This is a genomic window from Nitratidesulfovibrio liaohensis, from assembly GCF_011682075.1.
GTDB classification, from domain to species: Bacteria; Desulfobacterota; Desulfovibrionia; order Desulfovibrionales; family Desulfovibrionaceae; genus Cupidesulfovibrio; species Cupidesulfovibrio liaohensis.
The window spans coordinates 1-1858 of the sequence record NZ_VSMK01000482.1; the positions used below are offsets into that span (position 1 = coordinate 1).

Here is a 1858-nt window from a genome sequence, read left to right on the forward strand (position 1 = left end):
CGCCCGGCAGCGTCGTTACCCCGGTCAAGGCCATGCCCCCCGCCGTCGCCACCGGCCCTGCCCCGCTGCGCGCCTGCCGTCGCGTCCGCCCCGCGTTCCTTGTCCCGCTCCACATCCAGCGATGCGCGCAGCATGGCGTCCAGGTCGTACTTGGCCGCGATGTCGCCGTGCAGGTACACGTGCAGGATTTCCGCCATGCCAAGGCCCATGGACACCAGCCGGTCCAGGAACGCATCGCCGAAATCCATGGGGCTCTTGTTGGTCCAGAACGGCCAGTACCCCGTGAACAGCATGTTGGGCAGGCGCAGCACCCGCGCCGCCGGGTTGACCAGGGCCAGCAGCCGGTCAGAGGCGTGGTCGTCCCACTTTTCGCCCAGATGCTGGTACAGGAACAGCCCGCAGCCGGAAAGTTCGGCGGGGGCAACGCGCTCGCGCAGGTAGTTGGTGTATCGACGGATCTCGTAGCGCGCGGCAAACTGCGGCGAGGCGGCCAGCAGTTGCGCCAGCGGGTCGCCCTGGCAGTTGGCGTGGATGAGGCAGAGGCTGCGGTGCGATGTGGTCATGGGAATCTGCGCGGGGACACGCGGCTGGAGTTATGGTGCGGGTGCACCCGGGATTGCGCGGGACTGCGAAACCGGGCGGACCATCCGGCAGGGTGACTACCGGGCGCGAAGACCGGGCAGGTCATCCGTCATCAACTGTTCGGCGGGCGCGCCCGTTTTCTTTACATCCCCACCCGATTGTGGAACACTATCTTGTGGGCATGCGTCCAACGGCATACCCCAAGGGCCGGTGACTACCGTGCCCGGCTTGTACACCCAACCCCCCGTACAGACAATGCTCATCGCCGTCCGCGCGCGACGCGTCATACCCCTCTCAGGTGAGGGTCCGTCACGAGACCCGCGCGACCTGTTTTCGCCGCCCCGCGTTCTCGACGACCATGTCGTTGTGATCCGGGGCGTTTTCTTGGACGGCGCCGGGCAGGCGGCGTTGGCGGACGGCGCGTGCTCCACGCCTTCCGGCGTGGATGCCCCTGATTGCGCGAATGTCCCTGGCTGCGCGAATGTCCCTGGCTGCGCGGATGGCGCGGCCCGCGTGCTTTCCGGGTTGCGCGGCGGCATCATCGAGGCCGTGGAACCCATGGGCGCCTTCCGCCGCCGGGCGGGGGTTCCCCTGTCCGACCTTGGCGAGGTCACCCTGACGCCCGGCGTGGTCAATTGCCACGCGCACCTCGAACTTTCGCACCTGGCCGGGCGCACCGTGCTGGGGGGCGGCTTCGTGCCGTGGGTGAAAAGCCTGCTGCCGCTCGCCGGGGCAGACACGCCTCCGGACGTCCGCGCCGCCGCACTGGCCGATGCCGCGCGCCAGCTTGCGGCCTGCCACACCGCTCACGTGGGCGACATCACCGCCGTGGCCCCTGCCGCCGTGCGCCGGGCCATGCGGACCGCGTCCATCGGCTGTTCGCACTTCGCGGAGGTGTTCGGCTACCGCTTCATCACGCCCGGCGGCGAGTCTGCCGCCCCTGCGGACACCGCCGCCCTGTGGCCCCGCGCCATGGCGGAACTGGCCTCCGACCTGGCTGCGGACGATGTGGCCCCCTCCGGCCCGGCTGGCGCATCACCCGCCCCCGGCGCGCCCTTCCCCATCCACCCGGACGCCGCACTGGCAGGGCATGCCCTGTACTCCACCCATCCGGTAGCCATGGCCGCCGCGCGCCGCTGGTGCGAACGCAACCACCGTGTCTTTTCCCTGCATCTGGCCGAGCACCCGGACGAGGTGGAATTCCTGACCACCGGGCGCGGCGCGCTGGCCGACCTGCTGGCCGTGCGCGTGCTGCCGCCGGGCTTTGCCGCGCCGG

1 protein-coding gene and 1 pseudogene are annotated in these 1858 nt (G+C 70.5%); one reads left to right on the plus strand and one right to left on the minus strand.

Features of this window, described 5'->3' with window-relative positions:
• A partial coding sequence (locus tag FVW27_RS14555; protein WP_243838479.1) for a WcbI family polysaccharide biosynthesis putative acetyltransferase occupies positions 1–563 on the minus strand: 563 nt, incomplete at its 3' end.
• Between the two features lie 532 nt (positions 564–1095).
• Here FVW27_RS14555 and FVW27_RS14560 point away from each other — a divergent pair.
• A pseudogene (locus tag FVW27_RS14560) lies at positions 1096–1858 on the plus strand (amidohydrolase family protein); the annotation flags it as partial.